At 37.7% G+C, this 25,304-nt stretch carries 22 protein-coding genes and 2 pseudogenes; 18 read left to right on the top strand and 6 right to left on the bottom strand.

What is annotated here, in order from left to right; genetic code table 11:
* Nucleotides 1-89 precede the first annotated feature (89 nt).
* Entirely contained in the window at nucleotides 90-1,316 is a 1,227-nt protein-coding gene (locus tag JOC86_RS04900; protein WP_205168632.1) for a helix-turn-helix domain-containing protein, read from the bottom strand.
* A 432-nt stretch (nucleotides 1,317-1,748) separates the two neighbouring features.
* Here JOC86_RS04900 and JOC86_RS04895 point away from each other — a divergent pair, with 432 nt between their 5' ends.
* The 9 genes from JOC86_RS04895 to JOC86_RS04855 all read left to right on the top strand — a co-directional run bounded on the left by JOC86_RS04895 (nucleotide 1,749) and on the right by JOC86_RS04855 (nucleotide 10,434).
* Nucleotides 1,749-2,036 (top strand): YhdT family protein, encoded by a 288-nt coding sequence (locus JOC86_RS04895; RefSeq protein WP_239587379.1) that lies wholly within the window; start codon nucleotides 1,749-1,751, stop codon nucleotides 2,034-2,036.
* Nucleotides 2,033-3,505 (top strand): sodium/pantothenate symporter, encoded by a 1,473-nt coding sequence (panF, locus tag JOC86_RS04890; protein ID WP_205168630.1) that lies wholly within the window; start codon nucleotides 2,033-2,035, stop codon nucleotides 3,503-3,505. The genes JOC86_RS04895 and panF overlap by 4 nt, the downstream gene beginning before the upstream one ends.
* A gap of 4 nt (nucleotides 3,506-3,509) precedes the next feature.
* Nucleotides 3,510-4,739, top strand: a complete 1,230-nt coding sequence (locus JOC86_RS04885; RefSeq protein WP_205168629.1) for a M20 family metallopeptidase — start codon at nucleotides 3,510-3,512, stop codon at nucleotides 4,737-4,739.
* Nucleotides 4,739-5,836 (top strand): tartrate dehydrogenase, encoded by a 1,098-nt coding sequence (locus tag JOC86_RS04880; RefSeq protein WP_275583368.1) that lies wholly within the window; start codon nucleotides 4,739-4,741, stop codon nucleotides 5,834-5,836. Before JOC86_RS04885 ends, JOC86_RS04880 begins: the two co-directional genes overlap by 1 nt.
* Nucleotides 5,820-6,566: an SDR family NAD(P)-dependent oxidoreductase gene (locus JOC86_RS04875; protein ID WP_205168627.1), complete on the top strand. Its 747-nt coding sequence runs from the start codon at nucleotides 5,820-5,822 to the stop codon at nucleotides 6,564-6,566. The genes JOC86_RS04880 and JOC86_RS04875 overlap by 17 nt, the downstream gene beginning before the upstream one ends.
* A 15-nt stretch (nucleotides 6,567-6,581) precedes the next feature.
* Nucleotides 6,582-8,024, top strand: a complete 1,443-nt coding sequence (locus JOC86_RS04870; RefSeq protein WP_205168626.1) for an aldehyde dehydrogenase family protein — start codon at nucleotides 6,582-6,584, stop codon at nucleotides 8,022-8,024.
* Nucleotides 8,025-8,469: 445 nt separating this feature from the next.
* A complete protein-coding gene (locus tag JOC86_RS24585; protein WP_338021733.1) occupies nucleotides 8,470-8,676 on the top strand; it encodes an SRPBCC family protein in 207 nt (68 codons plus the stop codon).
* 276 nt (nucleotides 8,677-8,952) lie between these two features.
* Entirely contained in the window at nucleotides 8,953-9,660 is a 708-nt protein-coding gene (locus JOC86_RS04860; RefSeq protein WP_205168625.1) for an FAD-dependent oxidoreductase, read from the top strand.
* Between the two features lie 186 nt (nucleotides 9,661-9,846).
* Complete coding sequence (locus JOC86_RS04855; protein WP_205168624.1) at nucleotides 9,847-10,434, top strand: YdeI/OmpD-associated family protein; 588 nt, start codon at nucleotides 9,847-9,849, stop codon at nucleotides 10,432-10,434.
* Nucleotides 10,435-10,827: 393 nt separating this feature from the next.
* Here JOC86_RS04855 and JOC86_RS24580 read toward each other — a convergent pair.
* Nucleotides 10,828-11,152, bottom strand: a pseudogene (locus JOC86_RS24580) (MBL fold metallo-hydrolase); the annotation flags it as partial.
* Nucleotides 11,153-11,337: 185 nt separating this feature from the next.
* Here JOC86_RS24580 and JOC86_RS25265 point away from each other — a divergent pair.
* From JOC86_RS25265 to JOC86_RS04830, 6 genes and pseudogenes are all read left to right on the top strand, one after another.
* Nucleotides 11,338-11,421 (top strand): annotated as a pseudogene (locus JOC86_RS25265) (cyclase); the annotation flags it as partial.
* 271 nt (nucleotides 11,422-11,692) lie between these two features.
* Nucleotides 11,693-12,139, top strand: a complete 447-nt coding sequence (locus JOC86_RS04850) for a GyrI-like domain-containing protein (RefSeq protein ID WP_205168623.1) — start codon at nucleotides 11,693-11,695, stop codon at nucleotides 12,137-12,139.
* 670 nt (nucleotides 12,140-12,809) lie between these two features.
* Nucleotides 12,810-14,594 (top strand): L-lactate permease, encoded by a 1,785-nt coding sequence (locus JOC86_RS04845; protein ID WP_205168622.1) that lies wholly within the window; start codon nucleotides 12,810-12,812, stop codon nucleotides 14,592-14,594.
* A 301-nt stretch (nucleotides 14,595-14,895) separates the two neighbouring features.
* On the top strand, nucleotides 14,896-15,612 hold the full coding sequence (locus tag JOC86_RS04840; RefSeq protein WP_205168621.1) for a (Fe-S)-binding protein: 717 nt from the start codon (nucleotides 14,896-14,898) through the stop codon (nucleotides 15,610-15,612).
* 31 nt (nucleotides 15,613-15,643) lie between these two features.
* Nucleotides 15,644-17,083, top strand: a complete 1,440-nt coding sequence (locus JOC86_RS04835; RefSeq protein ID WP_205168620.1) for a LutB/LldF family L-lactate oxidation iron-sulfur protein — start codon at nucleotides 15,644-15,646, stop codon at nucleotides 17,081-17,083.
* A complete protein-coding gene (locus tag JOC86_RS04830; protein WP_205170090.1) occupies nucleotides 17,070-17,786 on the top strand; it encodes a LutC/YkgG family protein in 717 nt (238 codons plus the stop codon). Before JOC86_RS04835 ends, JOC86_RS04830 begins: the two co-directional genes overlap by 14 nt.
* A gap of 63 nt (nucleotides 17,787-17,849) precedes the next feature.
* Here JOC86_RS04830 and JOC86_RS04825 read toward each other — a convergent pair whose 3' ends face one another.
* Nucleotides 17,850-18,074 carry a hypothetical protein gene (locus JOC86_RS04825; RefSeq protein ID WP_205168619.1) on the bottom strand — a complete coding sequence of 75 codons (225 nt, stop codon included), beginning with the start codon at nucleotides 18,072-18,074 and terminating at the stop codon, nucleotides 17,850-17,852.
* 430 nt (nucleotides 18,075-18,504) lie between these two features.
* Between JOC86_RS04825 and purU the strand changes: the two genes are divergently transcribed.
* On the top strand, nucleotides 18,505-19,404 hold the full coding sequence (purU, locus tag JOC86_RS04820) for a formyltetrahydrofolate deformylase (RefSeq protein WP_205168618.1): 900 nt from the start codon (nucleotides 18,505-18,507) through the stop codon (nucleotides 19,402-19,404).
* Between the two features lie 15 nt (nucleotides 19,405-19,419).
* Here the strand turns inward: purU and JOC86_RS04815 are convergent, their stop codons facing one another.
* Nucleotides 19,420-20,073, bottom strand: coding sequence for a pyridoxine/pyridoxamine 5'-phosphate oxidase (locus JOC86_RS04815; protein WP_205168617.1), 654 nt, complete (start codon nucleotides 20,071-20,073; stop codon nucleotides 19,420-19,422).
* A gap of 216 nt (nucleotides 20,074-20,289) precedes the next feature.
* Between JOC86_RS04815 and JOC86_RS04810 the strand changes: the two genes are divergently transcribed.
* A complete protein-coding gene (locus JOC86_RS04810; RefSeq protein ID WP_205168616.1) occupies nucleotides 20,290-21,369 on the top strand; it encodes an NAD(P)H-dependent flavin oxidoreductase in 1,080 nt (359 codons plus the stop codon).
* A 517-nt stretch (nucleotides 21,370-21,886) separates the two neighbouring features.
* Here JOC86_RS04810 and JOC86_RS04805 read toward each other — a convergent pair.
* Together JOC86_RS04805 and JOC86_RS04800 are read right to left on the bottom strand one after the other, a co-directional pair.
* Nucleotides 21,887-23,143, bottom strand: coding sequence for a serine hydrolase (locus JOC86_RS04805; protein ID WP_205170089.1), 1,257 nt, complete (start codon nucleotides 23,141-23,143; stop codon nucleotides 21,887-21,889).
* Nucleotides 23,144-23,797: 654 nt separating this feature from the next.
* Nucleotides 23,798-24,730, bottom strand: a complete 933-nt coding sequence (locus JOC86_RS04800; protein WP_205168615.1) for a nuclease-related domain-containing protein — start codon at nucleotides 24,728-24,730, stop codon at nucleotides 23,798-23,800.
* Nucleotides 24,731-24,863: 133 nt separating this feature from the next.
* On the opposite strand from JOC86_RS04800, the gene JOC86_RS04795 reads away from it, so the two are divergent.
* Nucleotides 24,864-25,229 carry a YybH family protein gene (locus tag JOC86_RS04795; protein WP_205168614.1) on the top strand — a complete coding sequence of 122 codons (366 nt, stop codon included), beginning with the start codon at nucleotides 24,864-24,866 and terminating at the stop codon, nucleotides 25,227-25,229.
* Nucleotides 25,230-25,304 lie beyond the last annotated feature (75 nt).

The raw sequence follows: 25,304 nt of genomic DNA, 5'->3' as shown, positions 1-25,304 counted from the left end.
CGATACGAACAAAATCAAGAATTGGAGCTGAAACAATTCAAACAGAATAGTCCAATTTTCCTTTTAGTTTATACGTAACCCTTATCCATTTAATCCATTATTACTCTTGTTGCCAGTTCAAGAGCTTTATCGGTTTCGTCGGTTTTTAAATAATAATGGAAGAGTTCTTTTTCATATCGCTGTACTAACGTTACATAACCACACTTTTTAAAGTACGGTAAAGCGTTAGTGCATAGGTAGCTATAATATTGAGTCTGATGATTGTTGATCAAATAGAGAAGAAGCTTGAAACAGATGGTATATAAATATTCATTACTCTCCCTTGCAATCAATAATCCCTCGTGGATATGTTTTACTAATTCATTTTTCGATAATAAATTTCCTTCAAGGCAGCTGCGGATGAACCCTTCCAGGGAGATTAAGTATACGGCTGATTTTTTTTCTTTCAGAACCATTGCTTGTTCGTATTGTCGTTTGGCCGCTTCATATTCGTTTCTACTATAGTATTCATATGCTAAGTTATGAAGCAGCCGTGCCTTCTTATCAAGTGCATGGCACAGTTCGGAAGTTTGAATTAAAGCTTGATAGTGCTCGACTTTTTTTTGAAAATCACGGTGTCCGTCACTTTCCTGTGTCATTAACATAATCATTTCTGCATCAATTGCTTTAAGGAAATTATTGCTTTTAATAAAAAATTGCAACGATTTTTCTGCATAGTAATAAGCCGTTACCTTTGAATTGACTGCAAGGGAGGCAGTAGCTAAAGTTAGATAATACTCTGCATTGTCGTAATCCTCACCGTTAATCGTTTTTAAAATAGTAAATGCTTTTACCACATCCTTTCTAGACAAGTAATAAATACCTAAAAGATGTTTTAGTAAGTTTCTCTCGTAGGGAGGCAAATGTTTATGTTTCTTTTGTATATCTTTTATGATTTTGTCAGTCTGTTTTAGATCATGATGTAGAAGATAATATCTCGCCCTCAGCAGTTCATAAAGAATTTGAGAGTCACTGATCTGTATTAATGGTTCTTTCTCTAGCTTGTCTTTAATCGTTTCAATATCTTCATTTCGTTGCTTAATCATCGCATCATGCCAACAATGAAGTAGCCTCTTTATATTTTTATATCGCTCTACCTCCTCTTCAATATTTATTCCAAGCCGTTTAGAAAGCAGCAAGGTGAGCTCTGGAGAATAATCTGTCATCCTACGTTCAATTTTACTGACATGTGTATTAGAGCAAATCCCATATCCAAGCTGCTGTTGTGTTAATTTAGCTTTCTGGCGATAAAATTTAATAATTTTTCCTTTATACATGTACATTCACTCCATACTTTAAAGAATTAACCAAAGTAAAAACCTCAAAGTTACAAAAAACGGTTTTAAGTCCTCTCTTTTTTCTTTGATTATAATTAAATTTGACGGGGGGGTATTTTTGAAAAATTCTATCAAATCTACAAAAGGAAAAGCTCTTTTTATAACCCTTGTCACTTTACACAATGTAAAATGATTTCTTTTTTTATCTCATTGTTTGTCTAATGAATTGTAATTGCTTACAATGTAAAGTGATATTTAAAAATTCATAATTGTTTTACTAATTAAAATGATAGATTAGGAGCATTTTCTCTCTATCACAACATTCTGGATAAATCCAACTGCATGTGCTTAGGCGAGGAGTCATTTTTTAAGCGAGGTCTTAAAAGCTTCAAATATTGAAGTTTTAACTTAATAATTAAGGAGATGGGAGATTTGGAGAAAGATCTAAGGGGAAAGCGTGATTATCGGTTTAAAATTGCAAACCGGGAAGCGCTGATTGGGGTAGCTTTAGCTTTATTTAACTTTCTTTGGTGGTTTGCCTTTGCATATGGGCTTGGTGATGAATCACCTGAAAATTATTCATATGTATTCGGGCTGCCGGCTTGGTTCTTTTACAGCTGTGTAGTGGGCTTTGTTATTATGGTTCTGCTTGTTATTATTGTCGTAAAGTTTTGGTTCGTCGATGTGCCTTTTGATGAAGATCGAGGTGAGCAATCATGAATTGGTCTGTCATTTTACCGTTAATAGCCTTTCTGATTGTTATTTTCTTCATTGGTTTTTGGGCAAGTAAGTCATTAAAAACAACTACAGAGAACTCATTTTTACAAGAATATTTCCTAGGTGGACGCCAGCTTGGTGGTTTCATACTAGCGATGACAATGATTGCTACTTATGGCAGTGCAAGTAGTTTTATTGGCGGTCCTGGTGTCGCCTATACCGAAGGGTTAGCATGGGTACTGCTGTCAATGTCCCAGGTTGCAACAGGGTATTTTGTCTTGATGATTCTAGGTAAAAAGTTTGCAATCATGGCCCGGAAATATAATGCTGTTACATTAATTGACTTCTTAAAAGAACGTTATCAGAGCAAGTGGGTTGTGCTAACGGCTGCTTTAAGTATTATCATTTTCTTATTTTCAGCGATGGCTGCTCAGTGGGTTGGCGGTGCTAGATTAATTGAATCGTTAACAGGGTTAAACTACACAACGGCTCTATTCATATTTGCTGTTTCAGTTCTTGTTTATGTTATTATCGGTGGTTTTAGAGCGGTCGCTTTGACGGATGCGGTACAAGGGGTTGTCATGCTTGGAGGTACCCTGATTCTGCTGATTGCAACGATCATTGCCGGCGGAGGTATTTCAACTATTATGGGAGATCTGATTGCGGAGAACCCAAACTTGGTGACACCATATGGCTCAGCTGGTGATTTAAGTCCAACCTATGTTTCTTCTTTCTGGATTTTGGTAGGGGTGGCTGTTGTCGGTTTACCGCAAGTAACTGTTCGTGCAATGTCTTATAAAAATTCACGTTCCATGCACCGGGCTCTTATTATTGGAACGATTGTTGTTGGATTTATCATGTTAAATATGCACTTGATCGGTGTATTTGCCCGCCCGATTTTACCAGGTATTGAAGTAGGGGACAAAGTGATGCCGATGATTGCCCAAGAGGTGTTACCAGCCTGGCTTGTTGGAGTCGTATTAGCAGCCCCTATGGCCGCAATCATGTCTACGGTCGACTCCTTGCTTTTACTTGTCAGCTCTGCCGTCGTAAAGGACGTTTATTTGAATTACATCAAACCGGATGCATCCATTGATACCGTTAAAAAGCTAAGCTTTAGTGTAACTGCCATTCTCGGAGTGTTAGTATTCTTAATGGCCTTGAATCCGCCTGATCTATTAATCTGGTTAAATCTATTTGCATTTGGCGGACTTGAAGCAACATTCATTTGGCCGGTTGTGCTGGGACTCTATTGGAAACGAGGCAACAAGTATGGGGCTCTATCATCCATGTTAATCGGTATAGCTTCTTACATTATTGTTGATCAGTATTTCCCTAATCTATTTGGTATGCACAATGTTGTTGTTCCGATCATACTTTCATTTGTTGCCTTTATAACTGTGAGTTTGATGACAAAGTCTTATACAGTAAATGATTATATCGCTCAAGAAAACCTGGAGAGGAGTGTTTGAAGAAATGAATGAAACTCACACGCAGACTAGATTTACTCGAGATCGTGAAAAGGTTATTTCGTTAACGCAGGATTTAGTGAGGATTCCAAGTGTTTACCGCCCGGGTGTCGGAGGTGGCAATGAAGAAAAGGTTGCACATTTTGTGGCGGATCAATTAAAACATCTCGGGATTGAAGTTCATATAGAGGAAGTAGAGCCGGGGCGTCCGAATGTGATCGGCATTGTCGACTCTGGAAAGCCTGGAAAAACGCTTTTGTTTGAAGGGCATACAGATGTAGTAACAGAGGGGGATCATACATCTTGGACGCATGATCCATTCGGTGCTGAAATCATCGATGGACGTATGTACGGAAGGGGAACAAATGATACAAAAGGTAATTTAGCCTGCATGATTACCGCGGTCCATTCCCTATTGCAGGATCAGGAAGAATGGTCCGGTAAAATCATTTTATGTATTCCATGCGACGAAGAAGGCATGATGATCGGAATTAAGCATTTCATAAAGCAGGGCTGGGCAGATGGTGTCGATGGAGCTATCATTTGTGAACCTGAAGAAAACCAAGTGTGCATTAACCAACGGGGGGCAATGCGTGTCGTTCTAAAAACGTACGGAAAAATGGCCCATGGTGCCATTTCCTGGAGTGGAATCAACCCAAACTGGCGCATGGCCAAGGTGATATGCGAGTTAGAAAAACTGGAACAGCGTGAGCAAGAGCGTTTAGGGAAACATCCGACGCTCGGCTGGCCGAGTATTACACCGACAATATTGCAAGCACCTGTAAAAGGGGATGCGCAAATCAATGTTATTCCAGAGCAATGTATGACAACGCTTGATATTCGAACGGTACCTGGCCAAGGTCATGAAGTCTTACAACAGGAAATCTACAGCATTTTCGAACGGTTAGCAAAAGATGATCCAGACTTTAAAGCGGATTTTGAAGTAATTGAGGATCGTCCTTGGACTGATACGGATAAAGAAGACCCTGTTGTCAAAGCGGTCGCACAAGCTGTTCAAACTGTACAGAAAAAGGAACCGGTTTATAACGGTGTTCCGGGTGCAACCGATGGGACGTTCCTTCATGTTGCAGGTGTCCCGATCGTGACGATTGGAGCAGGTGACCGTGAAGTGCCCCACCAAATTGATGAGTATGTCGATGTTGATGAATTGGCAGAAACAACTGAAATATACCGCCAGGCTGCTCTGAATTTTTTAAATGAAGAGGGTGCTTCATGATGAGTAAACATAGAATTGCTGTCCTGCCGGGAGACGGCATCGGTCCAGAAGTAATGCAGGAAGCGGAACAGGTACTGAGCTTGCTGGGAGAAGTGGATCCGACATTCCAGTGTGATGTCACTGCGTTTCACTGGAACTCGGATTATTATCTTGAGCACAATCGGATGATGCCTGAAGACGGGTTAGAAAGGCTTAAGGCATTTGATGCAATATTGTTCGGTGCAATCGGAGATTCCCGCGTTCCAGATCACGTAACGGTTTGGGAGTTGATTATGCCGATCCGGAAAAAATTTGACCAATACATTAATTATCGGCCTGTCAAACAGCTGAAGGGCATCCGTACTCCTTTTAAGGATATGAATCAGATGATTGATTTTTCTATTATCCGGGAGAATGCAGAAGGTGAATATTCAAATTCCGGCGGAAGGCTTTATGAAGGAACAGATAGGGAACTCGCCATTCAAAATACGGTTATGACTAGAGAAGGAATTAAAAAAGTAAGTCAATTCACGTTTGAATACGCCCGTTCGAAGGGGCTGAAGAAAGTAACGAGTGCAACAAAGTCTAATGCAGTCATTCACTCCATGAATTTCTGGGATGAAGTCGTCAATGAAGTTTCGAGTGACTATCCTGATATCGAAATGGAACGGATTTATATTGATGCTCTTGCTGCTTTTTTTGTTCAAAAACCGCAAGCTTTTGAGGTTGTGGTCGCCTCGAATTTATTCGGCGATATTTTATCTGATCTGGGTTCGGCGGTTGTCGGAGGGCTGGGAGTGTCACCTTCAGCCAACATTAATCCATCGAGGGATTATCCGTCAATGTTCGAACCAGTTCATGGGTCGGCTCCTGATATTAAAGGGAAAGGAATCGCAAATCCAGTTGCGCAAATTTGGTCAGCGGCGCTAATGGTGGAGCATTTGGGAAGGTCCGACTTACATACCTCCATTTTACAAGCGATCGAAGATTCCATTGCAGCTGGAGTCACCACCCCAGATTTAGGAGGGAAATCATCAACAAAGGAAGTTGGTTCAGCGATTAGAAATCATTTGAAGATACGAATCAGGGAGGGGCATACAAATGCGGCTACACCATAAATCAATTGTCGTTACAGGGGCTGGCGGCGGCATGGGTCTTGCGGTTGTTAAGCTGTTGTTAGATAAAGGCGCCAATGTCATTGCCACCGACTTGAATACACAAATGCTTAATGATTTCGAAAGTGAACAGCTGGCAGTCTTTGAAGGCGACATGCTAGATGAGACTTTTGTTGAGAAAGTTTTTGCAGAGGGGAATGCCAAATTTGGTTCAATTAGTGGCTTGGTAAACGCTGCAGGCATTGCCCAAAAAGCAAAACCAATTGAGGATGTCTCTTTGGCTGAGTGGACTCGCATTTTAAATGTGAATACAACACTTCTTTTTTTAACGTGTAAAGAAGCGGCTAAATATATGAAAAAACAAGGCTATGGTTCTATCATAAATGTAGCGTCGATTTCCGCAGTACGTCCTCGCCCGGGTCTTCAAGCCTATATTACTTCAAAAGGCGGCGCGGAAAGCTTGACAAGAGCATTAGCGATCGAATTGGCGGATCATCACATACGTGTTAATACAATCCACCCTGGACCATGTGATACAAACATGCTCGAACAATTTGCTGCAGATGGGGCGAATATCGATGAAGTGAAGAATACGATTTTTAAACAGAGTGTTCCGTTAGGCAATTTATTAAAACCGGCGGATATTGCGTATTCAATCGCTTTTCTTCTGTCTGATGAAGCACATATGATCACCGGAGCAACCTTGAATGTCGACGGTGGAAGAGGAATCTAACTTAAGGGTGATAACATGAAAGAACTGAAGATGTATATTAATGGTAACTGGGTCAAAAGCAAAAACGGACAAACCATTTCATTTTATAATCCTGCTGATCAATCTGTAATTGGAACCATTCCGAGAGGATTGAAAGAAGATGTAGATGAAGCGGTCCAAGCTGCCCTTCTTACCTTTGAGAGTGAAGAATGGCGGGTATTTAAACCGCATGAGCGAGGCTATATTTTACAGGAGATAGCAAATAAAATTCGCCAGCATCGGGATGAATTGGCGGAACTAGAAACAGCTGATGTTGGAAAACCACTGTCACAAGCATACGCTGACGTCGAAGCGGCTGCCCGTTATTTTGAGTTTTATGCGGGTGCAGCTGATAAGATGATGGGGGAGACAATTCCAATTGAAGATGGTGTTCTTGATTTTACAGTAAGAGAGCCTATTGGCGTAACAGCCCATATCATTCCATGGAATTATCCGATTCAAATTACATCACGAAGTACAGCTGCAGCAATTGCAACAGGCAATACAGTTGTTTTAAAAACAGCTGAGGATACCCCCTTAACAGCATTGAAGATTGCCGAGTTTTTTGAGGAAACCATTCTTCCAAAAGGTGTGTTTAATGTGGTGACAGGTTATGGCCATGAAGCGGGACAGGCTTTGTCATCCCATCCCAAAGTGAATCATATTACATTCACTGGATCGGTGGAGACCGGGAAAATAATTATGAAGTCAGCTGCAGAAAATGTTGTCCCTGTCACACTTGAGCTTGGAGGTAAATCTCCAAATATTGTGTTCAGCGATTGTGATGAAACGAAGACAGTCGAATGGGTTACAAAATCAATCATTCAAAATGCCGGGCAAACATGCTCAGCCGGATCAAGATTATTGGTTGAGGCCACATATAAAGAGCATTTTGTCTCATTGCTTAAGGAGTGCTTTGAAAAACTGGAGGTAGGGCCAGGAAAAACAGATACTGATTTAGGACCTATTTTATCTAAAAACCAGTTTGAGCGTGTGATCGCATTTGTGGAGCAAGCTGAAAAGGAAGGAAAGATCGTTACAGGCGGCAAGCGTGTGGAAATAGCAGGCTTTGAAAATGGCTATTATGTAAGACCGACAATTATTGATAGGGTATCACCTGATAGTAGCATTGCCCAAGAGGAAATATTTGGACCAGTTTTATCTGTATTCTCTTTTGAGTCCGAAGAAGAGGCCATTCGACTCGCCAATGGTACAGATTATGGACTTGTTACAGGAATTTGGACACAAGATATAGGGAAGGCTCACAGGCTGGCTGATCGAATACGATCAGGGCAGGTATTTATTAATAATTATGGCGCAGGTGGAGGCATTCAAATGCCATTCGGAGGCTATAAAAAGAGCGGTTTTGGCCGGGAGAAAGGACTAGTGGCCTTAAAGAATTATACACAGCTGAAGAATGTTGCGATTAAATATCGATAGTAAGGAACATAGGGACATGGATAGTCCCTATGCCCTTTTTTATTTTAAGGAGTGAAAGGGAATGGATTTATTTTCCCCTAAAAACTAACCTACCTACAAAAAATCCAATTATTTCCGAGCGAGGATTGCGCCCTTTTTTGGTTTTACCTTATAAAAATTGGATAAACTGTGATGTGTTCTTGAAAGTAATGATGTACAATTAATTTATGCGAAAAAATTTCGGAATTATTAAATTTTTATGAGGAGGAAATATGAGACTATGTGCTTTCTCTATAAGTTTAAGTGTAAAAGATATTCATCAATCAAAAGCCTTTTACGAAATCTAGGATTTCAATCCTTAGGAGGGGATATTTCCTAAAAATGGCTTATTAAATGGGTAATGGAAAATAACTTTAACCCAATCGTAGGACATAATTGTCAATTCTAAAATGATCAGTGGAATTTAATTGTAGATTGTGAAGTATTAGTAGTAGATGAGCCTTATAAGTTATCTTATACTTGGGTAGGCGGCCCGATAAACACTATAGTCACATGGACATTGAAACAAGAGGATGGAATAACCTACTTACACCTTGAACATACGGGATTCGAAAAAGAAGATCAAGCATTTCAATGGTGCGGAATATGGTTGGGCGAATATGTGAAGATCTAAAAAAAAGTTAGAGGAAAAGTAAGAACCTATAAACCTGTTTTTAGTTTAGCTAACGAAGAGGGAAGAAGCAAACGGCTTAGTATAGGACTGAGCCGTTTGCTTTTTGAAAAAAGGGAAATGTATAGGTGGAGTCCCTATTCATCTATTCACTTGTAGCATCCCCAATAGCATATTGACAGGGAGAAAGCCACTGCTCTTTCGAAGAATTCGACAATAGCAAATGTATACTGTTTCAGAAAAATATGGTTAGTTAATTTAAAAAAGGGAGATCGGAAAATGGGTTTTATTCAAGATATATTACCAATACTCAAAAAGAGAGAATTATTATTCTTAGAAAACTATAAGGAATCTGAAGGTGTATATACCTTTCTATTTGAAAAAGAGAAAGATTTAACCTGGAAAGCAGGGCAACATGGTTTATTTAGTATTACTCATAAGTCTATAAAAAAGCCAATTCGACCATTCAGTGTAGCATCTGCTCCCTCAGAGAATGTTGTTAAAATAACAATGGGTATTAGTGATGACCCAAGTGAATTTAAGAAAGCAATGTTAGAATTAAAACAGGGAATGAGAGTTAGGATGAGTGGGCCTGTTGGGTCTTTTTATCTAAAAGATAACAGTCCATCACTCCTGATTGCAGGTGGAATTGGAATTACACCATTTCGGTCGATACTAAAACAAATAGAGGCAGAAGGGAATGGAGTCGCGAAACAAATAAATCTACTCTACATTGATAGCAAAAAGTCATATGTATATAAAGATGAACTTGATGGAATTGCTAACAATACTTCAATAAATGTAACTTACCTTGATTCAAGGAATGACTTGCATCAGGAGATAGATAAGTTTACCACCTTATTTAAGAACAATGGGAAATACTTTATTGCAGGATCGAAGTCAATGGTGGATTCTATTTCTATTTATTTACAAGATCATAATATTTCAAAACGGAATATCAAAAAGGATGCCTTTATTGGGTATTAGTTGAGAATGAATACTAATGGATATTGAAGAAAAATGATTTACCTCGATTAAGTAAGATTGCAAGTGAGGCATGGAAAATGATTCAAGGTTGATGTATATTCAAAAAGTGACAGAAAGAATTGGAGCAATTGAGAATGATCATTTTTGACTGTCAGCTGATCGAAAAATTGGAGAGAGGGTGTTCTGATGACAAATAGTAGAAAGAATCGTAAGGTTGATGGATTTCTAAAAAAAGCCAAAAAATGGAAGAGTGAATTTGAGACGTTGAGAAATATCGTTCTTGACTGTGACCTGAGCGAAGATATTAAGTGGATGCATCCTTGTTACATGTTTGAGAACAAAAACATCGTTTTAATACATGGATTTAAAGAATATTGTGCGCTTCTGTTTCACAAAGGTGCCTTATTAAAGGATCCCCATGGGATTCTAGTCCAACAAACAGAGAATGTTCAGGCAGCGCGTCAGATTCGGTTTACCAATGTTCAAGAAATAGTTGAAATGGAAACCATCTTAAAAGCTTATATTTATGAAGCCATTGAAGTTGAAAAAGCCGGTTTGGAAGTGAAAAAGAATACAGAGTTCACCATTCCTGAAGAACTTCAAAATAAATTCGATGAAATCCCTGCCTTAAAAACTGCTTTTGAAGCTTTGACACCAGGACGACAAAGAGCATACATTCTTTATTTTTCTAATGCCAAACAATCCAAAACTCGAGAGTCAAGGGTTGAAAAATATATGCAGCAAATTCTCGATGGAAAGGGATTAAATGATTAGGATATTCGATAAGCTAATAAATTAAGATATTCCCTCATTTTGCGTTCATTCGAACTCTTTTTAGAAAGCAGATAACACTTAATCAAATAATTTAAAATGGAAAAAACAAAAAAGTGCTTCGTAAAGTATAAGCAAACTACTGTGTAACTTACTTACTCATTATCAGCTAAGAAAAGAGCAACTGAGCATTCTATTGCGATGGCTAGGACACTTGTCCAACATTCATCGTAATTTTTTTATATAGAAATGGATCGTTTTCAAAGTAAGTAGGGGACAGGTAACTCTCCCTTTTTCATAATTATTGAACCTCTTGCTTTTCCTGGGGCAAGGTGCCTGTCCCTTCGTCTCAAATTGAAAACAGACAGAATTATAATTTTCTGTCTGTTACTTCTCTTAAAATGAGTATGATTCACCGTCAGTTGGGTAATAAAACGTTAGGAGAAATCCCTTTTTTTTGGCGAAGCTTTGCAATTTCCCTCTGGACAAATACCAGTGATTCACGGCTTCCATGTGGACAGCAATATTTTTGCTTTAGGACACCCGTTTACACTTCATAGACATCATTTTTCCCCATGATAAGAGAGCTACCTTCAAAGAATTGATTATCTTCAGCATTTACTACAATAATTTCAGGTTTATGTGTGTCGATTACTTCATGAACTGTATCATACCACACCGTATCTCCAGCAACATAAACTGTTTTCTCTGTTGGGTGTTTAATCTTCCGTATTTCTTTGCTTGAACCACTACATTCTCAAAATCTTTTAAACTTTTATTCAACAAACGTGCAGATAAATTCAGGAATATTTTTTTTATTAACTAGAGTAGGTATTTAATGATCTACCCAAAACTAGCATAAGGTGGATTCAAAATGGATAAAAGAGTGTTACTAATGGCGGTGGAATACAAGGGCAGGAATTTCGTCTCGATATTGATGGAGATGACATTAGCGACGAAGAGTTAGCAAAGTATATCGTAGAGGATATTTTGTTCATAGCGGATGCGTTTCTTCAAGAAGGAACAATCTGTTTTCTAAAACGAATTCAACTTGAAATGTTCTTCAGCAATAGGGTGTTAATGGGATGGAGTGTTATTCAACCTTATTTACTTATAACCTTTTAAACTAATTATTCAACAAATAGGCCAGATTCTTGAATACATTTAGAAGGGGATGTGCAGTAAATATAAGTCGATCAAAAGGAAAATTTTATTGGTTTATAGAATTAGTTAACGAATACATTTACGTGGGGGTGTTATGATGGAATGCAAAAAAGTAAAAAAGGATTTTAAAGTTGTTGGGATGAAAAACAAGGGGGCTTTTGCGAACTACGGAAGTGAGGTACCTAAGTTTGCTCAACAATTTCTGAGTAGAGCCAGTGAAATTCAAAATCATTCTAATACTGAAATTGCACTCTATGAACCAAAAAGGGATGAAAACCACATAGAGGGTTACTATTATGTTGGAATGATTGTTCATGATGCATTAAATGAAGTTCCCTCTGGTATGGAATATATTGAAATATCGCAGGAGTATGCAACTACTAGGGGAAGAATAACTGATGTTGGTGACCTTCATCTGCAATTAATTAAATGGTCCGATGAACATGGATATCAGAAAAACTTAGGATCCTATATTATTGAGACCTTTCATCCAATTGAAAATGATTTGGAAGAGATAGAGATTTACATACCAATCCATTCATAAATAATAAATAGGGTAAGGGGTATTTAAATGTTAGTGTTTATTTTCTAAATTTGATATTCACGATCCGGTACGATTATGTTACAAGATTTAGATTAGCTTCTTTATTGTTATATTTTAGAGTACAGGGAAGTGTATTCATCAAAAATTAAACACCATATTTCAAGGGCTGTCTGGTAAGTCAATCTACTATCAGACGGCTTATTTTGTTTTTTGAAATATTGAAAAATAACGTTTTTATGTAAATTTTCTGGATTTGCTCTTTTTCAGCAGCTCCCTTTTCCTAGTCTTAAATTTGGTAATGCGCAACTTTTCGATTTTTGTACATGTTAATTTGTAGAGTACGAATAAAAAGGATTCAGGAATCATCAATTTAATAGGTAGTATCTTATATTATTGACGAACATATGGTTTCTGCCTTTGGGACAGTCCCTTAAGCTTGTTTAATGTCTTAAAATGAAATAGCTTAATTGTTACTTTACAACCCTCAATACATAGTTGTAGCTTTCAGCCGATATGTGATTCTCCACTCTTCTTTTATAAAAATTTCGAAAATTCCATTGTTTTATGAAAACGTTTTATTTATACTTTTACTTAACAAGATAGTCATCTGATGACCTGTTAATATGATTAATTAAAGATAAAAATGGACTTTTTGAGGGGGAATAAAAGAATGAGTATTGGAGTATTAGCATTATTAGCCGTTATGCCTATTGTTTCCGTTTTCTTTTTTCTAGTTGTTTTAAGATGGCCGGCGAAAAAAGCGATGCCTTTATCATTGGTCGTAACGGTTCTTATGGCGATGTTTATTTGGAAGGTACCAGGCAATCAGGTAGCTGCAGCTAGTGTGAAGGGTGTTGTGACGGCATTAGAGGTGGCTGTCATCGTTTTTGGGGCGATTCTTTTATTAAATACGTTAAAGGAAAGCGGTGCTATTTTTACCATTCGTAAAGGCTTCACTAGCATCTCTTCAGACCGACGCATTCAGACAATTATTGTTTGTTGGTTATTTGGCTCATTTCTTGAAGGGGCAGCAGGGTGGGGGGCACCTGCCACGATTGTTGGACCACTTTTAGTTGCGATTGGTTTTCCAGCTATGGGAGCTGTTATGGTCGCTCTTATCTTACAGTCCACTCCGGTTTCATATGGAGCAGTCGGAACCCCGATCTTAATTGGAGTGAATTCAGGATTAAAGGATTCTCCTTTAGTGCAAAAATATGTGGCTGAGCAAGGAACCACATTTGAAGCATATATAAATGGGATTGGTGGACAAGTTGGGATTATTCATGGAATTATTGGTATTTTCATTCCGTTATTTATGGTAACGATGCTGACATTCTTTTTTGGAAAAAATAAATCGATTAAAGAAGGGTTAGCGGTTTGGAAGTTTGCTGTTTTTGCAGGGCTAGCCTTTACGATTCCTTATGCACTTGTCGCCAATCTTCTCGGGCCTGAATTTCCATCTTTAATCGGTGGATTGGTTGGTTTAGCCATTGTTGTTCCTGCGGCGAAAAAAGGATGGTTTGTACCGAAACGTACATGGGATTTTGATCATTCCTCTAATTGGAATCCTTCATGGACAGGAACCCTTACCATCGACAATTCGGAAAAACCGAAGAAAACGATTTCTTTCTTAAAAGCATGGACACCCTATTTATTAGTAGCTGTTCTATTAGTAGTGACACGTATTGATTATTTACCGTTCTCATCTTGGATTCAATCATGGGTGATTTCATTTGAAAGCGTTTTCGGTACGGCTATTACCGTCGAAAGTAAACCTTTAAATATACCAGGGACGATTTTTATTCTTGTTTCGATTATTGCCATTTTCTTATACAAAATGAATTTAAGAGATTATGGGCGTGCTGTTAAAGATTCCTTTAAGACTATTGTTAGTGCAATGGCAGCCCTAATTTTTGCTGTCCCTATGGTTCAAGTATTCATTAATTCTGGGGTCAACGCAGCAGAATATGCAAGTATGCCACTTGTATTGGCAGAAGGGATCTCTAATATGTTTGGGAGCTATTGGCCGCTGATCGCACCTACCATTGGAGCAATCGGAGCATTTGCTGCAGGTAGTAATACGATTAGTAATATGATGTTTTCGCTATTTCAATTTGGAGTAGCCGATAATATTCTTGCTGCTCCAGCAACCATTGTAGCCCTCCAAGCAGTGGGAGGTGCCGCTGGTAATATGATTTGCGTCCACAATGTTGTGGCGGCTTCTGCGTCAGCAGGGCTAATGGGGAAAGAGGGGAACTTAATTAGAAAAACTCTAATCCCGATGACATTTTATGTTGTTTTTGCTGGAGGAATTGGTTATGTAGCCATCAATGGTTTGGGTTTTAATATCGGAACGATCATCCTCGCTGCAGTAGCCTTATTTATTTTCATTTCTATTGTAAAGGGACAAAAACAAAATCAAATAGATAGGGAGAAAATGAAAGAAACAGCCTAACAGATTAGATATTAATAGGGAGCTGTCACATAAGAGGGCAGGAGCCACTTCACATATAGATGTAATTTAGAATTTCCTCTATATAGTGAGGTTGTGATCCTGACACCTTGGTTATGGGACAGCTCCTTGATTGAATTTTTGCAGATGAAGAGCCTAGAAACAGTCTATTTAATTTTGAATAGGAATACTATTAGCAAACGAAGAAAGTCATCTGATGACCTGTTGACTTGTCGTGGATATAGTCATACACTTAAATCATAGTTATTTATATAGGAATTTCTCCAGAAAAGGTGAGGGGTCTATGAAAGTATCATTATTTGTTACATGTTTAATAGACATTTTTCAAACAGATGTTGGAAAGGATACGGTTGAATTGCTTGAGAAGCTTGGCTGTGAGGTCGATTTTCCAGAGAAGCAAACCTGCTGCGGACAGCCGGCGTATAACAGTGGATATGTAGAGAAAGCGAAAGAATCAATGAAACATATGATTTCAGTGTTTGAGAAATCAGACTATGTCATCACACCGTCTGGTTCTTGTGGAACGATGTTTAAAGAATATCCTCATATTTTTAAGGATGATCCAAAATGGGAAAGTCGTGCTAATGAATTGGCGGATAAAACATATGAACTTACCCAGTTTATTGTTGAGGTGTTAGGAGTAGAAGATGTGGGCGCGAAATTAAAGGGAAAAGCAACGTTTCATACTTCTTGTCATATGACTAGACTCCTAGGTGTCAAGGAAGCTCCAATGAAGCTTTTAAAGCATGTTAAAGGGCTAGAAATGAATCCACTTCCACATAACCATGATTGCTGTGGGTTTGGGGGAACCTTCTCTGTTAAGATGACACCTATCTCTGAACAAATGGTCGATGAAAAGGTTCGGCATGTAGAAGAGACAGAGGCTGAGATTTTAATTGGTGCCGATTGCGGCTGCTTAATGAATATTGGAGGGAGAATAGAACGGAAAGATAAACTGATTAGAGTGATGCATATCGCTTCTGTATTAAATAGTAGATAAGAAAGACTCTTAGTGAGAGGGGGAAATCGATATGGCTATGAAAATAGGGAATGAACCCTTTAAAGAACGTGTATCGTCAGGGCTTGGCGATTCGTTCATGCGGGGAGCCGTATCTTCTGCACAGGAACGTTTACGAAATGGTCGGTTAAAGGCGGCGGAAGATCTAGGAGATTGGGAAGAATGGAGAAAGCTTGGGGAAGAAATTCGTTCACATACAATTGAAAACCTAGATTACTATTTAGAACTATTAAGTGAAAATGTAGCCAATCGTGGTGGACATGTCTTTTTTGCAGAAACGCCAGAAGAGGCGAATGACTATATTACAAATGTAATTAAAAACAAAAAAGGAAAAAAAGTCGTAAAATCTAAATCAATGGTAACAGAAGAAATCAACATGAATGAAGCACTTGAAAAGGCTGGATGCGAGGTGGTTGAAAGTGATCTAGGGGAGTGGATTTTGCAAGTAGATGATCATGATCCGCCATCACATATTGTCGCACCAGCATTACACAAAAATAAAGAACAGATTCGTGATGTTTTCAAAAATAAACTAGGTTATGACAAGAGTGAAAAGCCTGAGGAGCTCGCTCTGTTTGCAAGAGAAAAACTTAGAGAGGAATTCTTGCAAGCTGATATCGGAATTACGGGCTGTAATTTTGCGATTGCCGAATCTGGGACGATTTCACTTGTAACAAATGAAGGAAATGCACGAATGGTTACAACTGTGCCAAAAACGCAAATTACGGTTATGGGAATGGAGCGGATTGTTCCTACTTGGGAGGAAATGGAGGTACTGGTTAGTTTATTGACTCGTGCAGCAGTGGGTCAGAAATTGACAAGCTATATTACAGCATTAACTGGTCCCAAACAAGAAGGAGAAGTGGATGGACCTGAGGAATTCCATCTTGTTATCGTTGACAATGGCCGCTCCAAAATTTTAGGAACCGCTTTTCAATCCATTCTCCATTGTATTCGATGTGCAGCATGTATCAATGTTTGTCCAGTTTATCGACATGTTGGCGGTCATTCTTATGGATCGATCTACCCTGGACCAGTCGGAGCAGTCCTTTCTCCTCTTCTTGGCGGATATGAGGAGTATAAAGAACTTCCCTACGCATCCACATTGTGTGCAGCATGTACAGAAGCATGTCCAGTGAAGATTCCTTTACATGAACATTTACTTCGTCACCGCCAAGAAATCGTTGAAAAAGAGGGGAAAGCACCAGTCTTTGAAAATTTATCAATGAAAGCATTTAGTATGGGATCCGCATCGCCTGTCATGTATAATATTGGTTCAAAATTAGCGCCAACAACATTAGCTCCTTTTACAAAGGATGACAAAATATCGAATGGACCTGGACCATTGAAAAATTGGACGGAAATTCGTGATTTCCCAGCACCGAAAAAGGACCGATTTAGGGATTGGTATAAAAATCGAAAGAAAGAGGGAAATGAAGATGACTACAGGTGAAATTCATCATCGCGCTCATTTTTTAAATAATCTTGCTAATCATCTTGGCAGAGAGCGTCGGTCCAGTGTTGAGAAGCCTAAATGGAATCAAAATCCACAATGGGAAGTGTTTAAAGATTATTCTAAAGACCAGCTTGTAGAGGTGTTAAAGCAACAATGCAAACTCATTCACACAGATGTACATGAAACGACCACTTCCGAACTTGCAACGTTCATAACCCATTTAATTAAGGAATATGGGGCTAAATCGGTTGTTACATGGGATGACCCTAGATTTAATGAGTATGGGTTAGCCCCTCTCAGTAATGAATTAAATATAGATGATATTAGCGTTCATAAATGGGATCGTGATAGGGGTGAAGAGAATCTAAGCTTATCCTCGACTGCTGATGTGGGCATTACGTTTAGCGATGCAACACTTGCAGAATCTGGAACAGTCGTTTTGTATAGTGATCAAGGAAAGGGACGCTCTGTTAGCTTGCTCCCAGCAATATATATAGCGATTATTCCAAAAAGTACGATTGTGCCAAGAATGACTCAAGTGGCAAAAGACATACACGATAAAATCGAAAAAGGGGAGCTTGTAGCTTCTTGTGTGAATTTTATATCAGGACCAAGTAATAGTGCCGATATAGAAATGAATTTAATTGTAGGTGTTCATGGACCTGTGAAAGCAACGTATATTATTGTTGATGATAAATAAGGTATGGAAACCTTAAAGAACTGTACTCATTTTATAAGAAATGAGTACAGTCTTTTTTAGTAATCACATAAACTTAGTCTCGTCTTTTACCTCTTCAAGCTTCATCTGCTCAAGTTCAAGCTTCATTTTTTGTGTTTCTATCACAAAGTTGTCGTGTTTCAGTTTTTCAAGTTCAATTTCGTCTTTAATCATTTTATGTTTGATTTTAGCTTGTGTCTTATAGTGGTCTGTGATAATGGCGATAATGGGAATTGAGAAAATCATAATGACGGCAACGAGTCCGGTCATAGTACTCCTCCTAATCATTTTTTTAGTTTATATAAAATTGAATGATTTGTATTTTTTTACTTTCTAGTAAATAATAACAAATTTTATCATGAAAGAAAATTGAAAGTGTGAAAATGTGTTGGCTCCTATTTTTCTTGTGATCTGTAACTAGAAAATTAATCTAAGAGGTATTAAGTTTTATTAATAGAAAAATAAATAAATACCTATTTCCCATAGGAAAAGAGGTGTGAACAACCAGGTTTCGAACTACCAGTAAATGGATGAACTAAGTTATTGAAGATTAATATCACAGCATTATAGGACTTTTCTCGAGGAAACACAATTTAAGAAGAGTCTTTTTACTTAAAAAAATGAATTTTTAATTATTTCTCCTTGAAAATTATTTTGTCTAAAGTATAATGTTGAACAATTAAAGTAAAGAGGGGTAATGATGAAGGAATTTATTCAACAACAAATTGACGCATTTAAAGAAAACAATAAAAATAAAGGGCGATTATTAATAAGCTGTCCTGATCAGCCTGGAATTGTTTCTACTGTTTCAGAGTTTTTGTTTAAACATGGGGCAAATATTATGGAGTCTAACCAATATTCTACAAATCCAGAGAGTGGAATGTTTTTTATCCGAATTGAGTTCAGTTGTCCTAATATGAGATCAATAGAACCTTCTCTGAAAAGCCATTTCCATACGATTGCCGAAGAATTCTCAATGGACTTTCGATTTGCCTTTGGATATGAAGTGAAAAAGACAGCGATATTTGTTTCTAAAGAGCTTTATTGTTTAAGAGAATTATTATGGGAATGGCAGAATGGTGACTTAATGACCAATATCGCTTTGGTTGTCAGTAATCATGAAGATGCCAGGGATCTAGTAGAGTCATTAGGAATTCCCTTCTATTTCATTCCTGCGAGCAAGGAAAATCGTGCAGACGTAGAAGAAAAACAATTAAAATTGTTGAAGGAATATGAGATAGATGTCATTGTATTGGCTCGATATATGCAAATATTGACACCAACTTTTGTGGAAGCCCATCCTTTCAAAATTATTAACATCCATCATTCATTCTTACCTGCTTTTGTCGGTGCCAGACCATATGAACGTGCATATGCTCGCGGTGTGAAATTGATTGGTGCAACCTCTCATTATGTAACAAATGATCTAGATGAAGGACCAATCATCGAACAAGACATCATGCGAGTTGACCACCGTGATCATGTATTGGCGTTGAAAAAAATCGGACGTTTAGTTGAACGAAGTGTCCTAGCACGTTCTGTCAAATGGCATTTAGAAGATCGGATTATTGTACACGAAAATAAAACTATTGTTTTTTAAGTTTCCTTTATGTAATTATGGCCAAAGCAAGCTTTTTTGCCATGAATTTTGTTGTAAGCGATATAACAGCCGAGTGTGATTTCTTTCGGGGTGACCTTGCCAAAATTCTACTTGCATGGCTTCAAGCCGATACAATGTCCAATAAGGAGAGACTGGATCCGAATCAAGATTAAGTCTTTTTCGTTGTTCTTTATATGCTAAGTCAAATTCATCCGAATCTTTTAATGGTTTGCTTTGATTCCCAACTAGAGATGCGGCTCGAGCGCCTTCAGAACGAAGTAAGAAGTCTTGTTTGCTTTCGGCCTCACCCATTCTTATAACATTTCCTTTAATACGGATTTGTCTTCCAACATCAGACCAATAGAAAGTTAATGCTGCTTTAGAATTGTGTTCTAATTGACTTCCCTTTTGGCTGTTCGAGCTTGATGCAAAATACCATCCATAATCGTCTACGTTTTTTAAAATTAACACTCTTGCATCTGGTTGTCCTTCAACATCAACGGTTGATAATGTCATCGAGTGAGGCTCTTTGATTTCATTTTTAATGGCGAATGTTAACCAATCAATAAAAAGGTCTACAGGGTTATTGGGTGTTTCTTTAGTGTTGAATTCTGGTAATGGTCCTTCTAGTGAAGGTAAGTTTCGTAATGTTTTTCGGATTTTTTTCATGGGTCCACCTTTTTCTCTGAGAATGAGTCTTTTTGAAAAAGTAATCTTCTGCTAAATTATATCAAAATTTCGTTTTCCTTTTCGATATTTCATGGTAAATTTAGGGAAAGGTAATAAGATGAAACGAAAGCAAAAGGAAAAGCTATATTCTCAGTTATTTGTTTCGTACGGACCTTCATAGGAAACGGAATAGATTAATTGAAAGGAAGAGATATCATGTGGTTTGAAAATAAAGTAACCAAAGATTTGAAAATCAACTATCCAATTATTCAAGCAGGTATGGCTGGAGGGGTTACAACATCTGAATTAGTGGCCGCCGTTTCTAACGCTGGCGGTCTAGGGACTTTAGGAGCAGGTTATATGAGCCCAAGTGCCATGAGCGAAAGCATTCAGAAGATCAAGCAACTAACCTCGAAACCATTTGGTGTGAACATTTTTATTCCTGAATTTCCAGAGGTTTCAGAGGAAGAATTAAATAAGTCTAATAGATTATTAGAGTCATTTCGAAAAGAGCTGAATCTTCCATCTAAGACATATTCTAAACCATCACCGACTTTATTTGATGCACAAATTGAGGTAGTTCTTGAGCATAAGGTTCCAGTTTGCAGCTTTACTTTTGGTCTTCCTCCAAAAGAGATCGTCCAACGATTAAAGAAGAAAAATATTATCGTGATTGGAACGGCAACGACGGTTAAAGAAGCGATCCTTAATGAGGAAAACGGGATGGACATGGTGGTAGTTCAGGGAAGTGAAGCTGGAGGACATCGTGGTACATTTTCAGGATCTTTTGAAAACGCGATGATTGGGACAATGGCGCTTGTTCCTCAGGTAGTTAATCAGGTTTCAATACCTGTGATTGCTGCTGGTGGGATCATGGATGGCAGAGGTGTATTGGCTTCTCTTGTTTTAGGAGCAAAAGCGGTTCAGATGGGAACGGCTTTTGTGACAAGCATGGAAAGTGGGGCAAATGAACACCATAAAGAAGCTATTCTGAATACAACCGAAGAGGATTTAGTGGTAACGGCATCGTTTAGTGGAAAGCCTGCACGAGGGATTCAGAATCAATTTATTACGGATTTGAAAGAACATGAAGATTCCCTTCCTGGGTACCCAGTTCAAAACACATTAACAACAGATATTAGAAGGGAAGCGGCCAGACAGAATCGACCAGAATGGATGTCCATGTGGTCTGGGCAGAATCCACGTTTGAGTCAGAAGCGGTTTGTAAAAGAAATCATGGACGCTATTATTAAGAATGTTAATGATCAGATTGAGGGGATTTCAAAATATTATTAAAAATGCCTTTTATCTATAAGGAGAGGTCTTATGTCTTGGTCAGCAATGATCATTTGCGCTCTTTTAATAGTAAGTTCATTTTTTGTTGAGCAAGTGTTTAATCTTCCAAAAAAACGTTGTTATAAGGGGAGCTTTAATTAAAAATAGCATTTGGTGGAGTTCTTTATTATTTTCATAGGATCGATCGGAGAGCTTATGGGGATGATCACGGTCGATGGATCTTCTTTGCTTCCTTTTCTTATTTTTTTGGGTTGCTTGTTATTTATTTGTTTTTTATTGTTATCGTGGATATATGATTACGATGGGACTCAAAAGAATACTATATTGAGTTTGCATGGGCACTTTGGGCTCCCGTTATGATGATTGGTATAAGCTTAACATTTTCTTTATTTTCTTATTAATTAACGGAAATTTGAAAGTAATTTTAAAAAGTAGAATAAGGAAGTAGTAACCAAAAATGAGAAAAACGCTTGATCTAAGAATCCAGCGTTTTCTCATTTTTAACATCTTAAACTCTTTAAAAAATACTACCGAAAAAATCGCCAATTGCTTTTGCACTTCGAACAAACCAGTTTTCTTTTTCAACTGAAGCGGCAGCATATACATCGATCTTTTGTTCTGTATCTGTTGGTTTTATAATGTAGTCGTACTTTTTAGGGTCCTCAACCGTTAGTTCCCCGATTTTTTCACCCTCTTCAATGGGTGCTTGAAGCTCGCCGTCTTCATTAAGTTTGCTTTCATCAATGGTTAACTCTAGCTTTGCGTTGCTTTTGTTTTCTGTTTTTATCCTCAAACTTAGATGTTCTTTTGTTTTAATTTCGACTTTTTCTTCTTTTCCATCTGCAACGGGAATCGTATGTTTGGCTTTTTTCTCGACATCATCGAAAGTAAATTCTACATTTGAAAAGTTATGGAAGCCATAATCAAATAATTCTGCTGTTTGAATAAATCTTTCAGCACTACTAGGGTTGTCCAAAGCGTCTTTGGAATCCATGATGACTGAAATATATCTAACACCGTTACGCTTTGCTGTTCCCGTAAACGTCGATCCGGCGAATGGAGTTGTCCCCGTTTTCAATCCATCAGCGCCTTTGTATTCAAATGTACGTCCTGGCAGCATTGCGTTGGTGTTTTTCATTATGAGCTCTTCGTTTGTTCCTTTTCTAAAATCCTTTGTTGAAAGGCTTGCCGTTTCTAAAACCTCTGGGAAATCATTAATTAAGTGATAGGCTAATGCTGCCGTGTCTTTTGCAGACATCAGGTTTTCAGCATTAACGTCTGTCCCTTCAGGATGCATCCCCAGCATATCATAATTGCTTAGTCCAGTAGAATTTACAAATTGATAGTGTTCAAGCTCGAGCTCTTTGGCTTTTTGATTCATCATTTTGACAAACTCACCTTCTGACCCTGCGACAACTTCTGCTAGTGCAATCGAAGCACCATTGGCCGACTTAATCACCATTGCCTCATATAATTCTTTTACTGTATATTGTTCGTCAGCATGTAATGGGACGTTACTTAAACCAGGCGCATTCGCCAGTGCATATACTTTATCACTTACCGTATAGGTTTGATCCCACTTGACTTTGCCTGTTTCTACTGCTTCTAAGACCAAGTATTCCGTCATCATTTTCGTCATACTTGCTATTCCAAGCGCTTTATTTGCGTTATGTTTAAATAAAATTTTACCAGAATCTACTTCCACGAGGATGGCTGCATCTGCATTTATAGTAAGCTTTTCTTCCGCTTGGATCTGTTGTGGAAGATGAACCATAGTGATGAAGCATATCAGAAAAACGGCTATGTACTTTTTATAAATATTTGTGTTCAAAACGTTACCTCCGACTTGAATATTGACAACTAAATTATTCTAACATATTACATACGTGTACGTGCATGAACAATGAATAATTTTGTGACGATAACTTGTTTAGGGGGCTTTGTAGTGCGTTATTATAAATAATAGGAAAAAGGTAAACAACGAAATTCCTTAAAATCGTTTAGAGAAAGGTCGTTCATAGAAGAGATGAACGCCCAAAAATCGAAATCAGGAAAGAAAAAGGTCGTTCATAGGGGAGATGAACGCCCAAAAATCGAAATCAGGAAAGAAAAAGGTCGTTCATAGGGGAGATGAATGCCCAAAAATCGAAATCAGGAAAGAAAAAGGTCGTTCATAGGGGAGATGAATGCCCAAAAATCGAAATCAGGAAAGAAAAGGTCGTTCATAGAAGAGATGAAAGACCAAAATTCGAAATCAGGAAAGAAAAAGGTCGCTCATAGGGGAGGTGAATGCCCAAAAATCGAAATCAGGAAAGAAAAAGGTCGTTCATAAAGGAGATGAACAATTTTGAAATATTGTAAAATGACTAAACCTGCTATATAGTCTTTATATAAAAGAAGTCATTCTTCTATAATGGAAACGATTCCTTTAGGGAGTATTATTAAAATGTTCTTTTTCTTTGTAGAAGGACCATTGGTGGACTCCTACTATTTTAAAATTTTCTTTTAGAATTTTTCTTATTACCTTTTGGGATTTTACCTCGTTACACCATTCATAAATTCCATTTGTGGTAATTTTTCGATCAGGAAATAGTAGCTTAAATTCTATTACATTTTGGATTATGGCTGTTGTAACCATTTCTTCGTATCCACATACTTTACAAACACATTTCTTTCCCTCAACAGAAATTGTAAACGAGGTGCACTTCCCACATGTGATTCCTTTTCGCAACCGGTCATAGTCATAAGTTGGTATTAGCTTAAAAGGAGAATCTTTTATATGTAGTGAAATTAACTTATCAGCTAACACCTTGTGTTTTCCAATTAACTTTGAAGGGATCGCTTTTAGGGTTTTTAAATATCCATTAACCTGTGTCGGGAAAATAAATGGTTTGTTGAGGGGGGATTGGTATAAGGTGAATTCAGGGTTGATAAAAACGACGGAAGCATAAATAGGTATTGTAAATCCAAGATATTGGATTAACTGGCGTAACAAAGATTCGTTTCTATTCAATTGGTTTAGTGGATTATTAATTTCCAATTTAGGTTTCTTATATAATCGATCTGATTCGTAATAATAATCCCCATCAAAATTTTTTACTTCGAACAAATAAATGCCTTCTGAATGAATAATGAGTGAGTCGATTTGGAAGATGGTGTTATTTAGTTTGAGTAGTAAATCATTTAATATTAAGCATTCATCCTGAAGCTTTTCTGTCAATGAATCAAATAGTATCTCCCCCTCATAGCCCTTTTTAAGATTGAAATAGTGTTGTTTGTCTTTGTTAGCTAGATTCATTCGAGTGTTTAAGGTTTTAAGGATTAGTAATTCAGCTGGTTCACTACGAGATTTATAAGGCATATTCCACATCCTTTCTTTTTTTTGAAATTCCAGATACTATATTAAATATACCGTGCGAATCGAGAAAGAAGAAGATCCAAAATATAAAAAGAAGTATGCTGCTGTATGGAAAAACGCGTAAAGGGGAAATGAAATGGGATATAAAAAAGCATTAGAACAATATATTGCCGCTACCAATACCCATGATTTCAATAATGTTAAGAATGTACTTCATAAAAGAGCTCTTTACTGGTTTACAGATAAAACTTGTACCACAATGAATGAAATACAGAGTTATTTTGAAAATGCATGGGAAATGATCAAAGAAGAGAATTATACGGCCCACGATGTTCAGTGGCTTACGACGGATGAAAATTCTGCTACATGTACTTATACTTATCATTATGAAGGATACTATAATGGAGAATTTGTTTCAGGCAGAGGAAGAGCTACTAATATCTTCATCAAGAATGATGTAAATGAATGGAAGTTAATTCACGAACATTTAAGCAGTGGGTAATCGGGAGTAAGGTTTAAATTCATAAAATAGGTTCCAAGGATTGACGTGTTAAACGCTCTTACCGGATTCAACTTT

The organism is Rossellomorea pakistanensis, assembly GCF_016908495.1.
GTDB lineage: Bacteria > Bacillota > Bacilli > Bacillales > Bacillaceae_B > Rossellomorea > Rossellomorea pakistanensis.
Note: the sequence above shows the minus strand (reverse complement) of the source record. Positions and strands in the feature narration are given on the sequence as shown.

What these genes read in the sequence shown, in the direction of transcription:
- JOC86_RS04795 (WP_205168614.1), top strand. Translation starts at nt 24,864, where the DNA reads ATGGGATATAAAAAAGCATTAGAACAATATATTGCCGCTACCAATACC.
- JOC86_RS04885 (WP_205168629.1), top strand. Translation starts at nt 3,510, where the DNA reads ATGAATGAAACTCACACGCAGACTAGATTTACTCGAGATCGTGAAAAG.
- JOC86_RS04845 (WP_205168622.1), top strand. Translation starts at nt 12,810, where the DNA reads ATGAGTATTGGAGTATTAGCATTATTAGCCGTTATGCCTATTGTTTCC.
- JOC86_RS04875 (WP_205168627.1), top strand. Translation starts at nt 5,820, where the DNA reads ATGCGGCTACACCATAAATCAATTGTCGTTACAGGGGCTGGCGGCGGC.
- JOC86_RS04810 (WP_205168616.1), top strand. Translation starts at nt 20,290, where the DNA reads ATGTGGTTTGAAAATAAAGTAACCAAAGATTTGAAAATCAACTATCCA.
- JOC86_RS04900 (WP_205168632.1), bottom strand. Translation starts at nt 1,316, where the DNA reads ATGTATAAAGGAAAAATTATTAAATTTTATCGCCAGAAAGCTAAATTA.
- JOC86_RS04800 (WP_205168615.1), bottom strand. Translation starts at nt 24,730, where the DNA reads ATGCCTTATAAATCTCGTAGTGAACCAGCTGAATTACTAATCCTTAAA.
- JOC86_RS04805 (WP_205170089.1), bottom strand. Translation starts at nt 23,143, where the DNA reads ATGGTTCATCTTCCACAACAGATCCAAGCGGAAGAAAAGCTTACTATA.
- purU (WP_205168618.1), top strand. Translation starts at nt 18,505, where the DNA reads ATGAAGGAATTTATTCAACAACAAATTGACGCATTTAAAGAAAACAAT.
- JOC86_RS04860 (WP_205168625.1), top strand. Translation starts at nt 8,953, where the DNA reads ATGGGTTTTATTCAAGATATATTACCAATACTCAAAAAGAGAGAATTA.
- JOC86_RS04830 (WP_205170090.1), top strand. Translation starts at nt 17,070, where the DNA reads ATGACTACAGGTGAAATTCATCATCGCGCTCATTTTTTAAATAATCTT.
- JOC86_RS04840 (WP_205168621.1), top strand. Translation starts at nt 14,896, where the DNA reads ATGAAAGTATCATTATTTGTTACATGTTTAATAGACATTTTTCAAACA.
- JOC86_RS04835 (WP_205168620.1), top strand. Translation starts at nt 15,644, where the DNA reads ATGGCTATGAAAATAGGGAATGAACCCTTTAAAGAACGTGTATCGTCA.
- panF (WP_205168630.1), top strand. Translation starts at nt 2,033, where the DNA reads ATGAATTGGTCTGTCATTTTACCGTTAATAGCCTTTCTGATTGTTATT.
- JOC86_RS04880 (WP_275583368.1), top strand. Translation starts at nt 4,739, where the DNA reads ATGAGTAAACATAGAATTGCTGTCCTGCCGGGAGACGGCATCGGTCCA.
- JOC86_RS04870 (WP_205168626.1), top strand. Translation starts at nt 6,582, where the DNA reads ATGAAAGAACTGAAGATGTATATTAATGGTAACTGGGTCAAAAGCAAA.
- JOC86_RS04825 (WP_205168619.1), bottom strand. Translation starts at nt 18,074, where the DNA reads ATGACCGGACTCGTTGCCGTCATTATGATTTTCTCAATTCCCATTATC.
- JOC86_RS04855 (WP_205168624.1), top strand. Translation starts at nt 9,847, where the DNA reads ATGACAAATAGTAGAAAGAATCGTAAGGTTGATGGATTTCTAAAAAAA.
- JOC86_RS04815 (WP_205168617.1), bottom strand. Translation starts at nt 20,073, where the DNA reads ATGAAAAAAATCCGAAAAACATTACGAAACTTACCTTCACTAGAAGGA.
- JOC86_RS04850 (WP_205168623.1), top strand. Translation starts at nt 11,693, where the DNA reads ATGGAATGCAAAAAAGTAAAAAAGGATTTTAAAGTTGTTGGGATGAAA.